The organism is Streptomyces sp. SID5643, from assembly GCF_009872555.1.
In the GTDB taxonomy this organism is placed as follows: domain Bacteria; phylum Actinomycetota; class Actinomycetes; order Streptomycetales; family Streptomycetaceae; genus Streptomyces; species Streptomyces iakyrus.
Map to the genome: position 1 here is coordinate 1 of NZ_WWIC01000319.1, position 482 is coordinate 482.

Annotated in this window: 1 pseudogene; it reads left to right on the forward strand. The window is 75.5% G+C overall.

The window, feature by feature from the left end:
* A pseudogene (locus tag GTY56_RS41245) lies at positions 1-482 on the forward strand (hypothetical protein); the annotation flags it as partial.

The window sequence follows — 482 nt, forward strand, 5'->3', positions numbered from 1 at the left end:
TCACGGCGGTCGTCACGGCGGTCGTCACGGCGGAACTCGCCGCGGTCGCTGCGGGGGCCGTCCTCGCGACGGAACCCGGGACGCCCGCCCCGGCCGGCGTCGTCGCGCCGGAAGCCGCCACGCTCTCCACGGTCGTCCCCACGCCGCTCGTCACGCCGCTCGTCACGCCCACGGAAACCACCACGGTCGTCACGCCGGAAGCCGCGGTCACCGTCCCTGGGGCGGTCCCGGTCGCCACCGCGGAAGCCACGGTCGCGGTTGTCGTCGCGGAAGCCACGGTCGCGGTTGTCGTCGCGACGGAAACCGCCGCGCTCCCGGTCGTCACGACGGGGGAACCCGCCACGGTCACCCTCACGCCGCTCGCCACGGCGGTCGTCCCGCCGGTCGTCACGCCTGTCATCCCGACGGTCATCCCGCCTGTCATCCCGACGGTCGTCACGCCGGAAGGCGGGGCGGTCACCGCGGTCGTCCCGACGGAACCC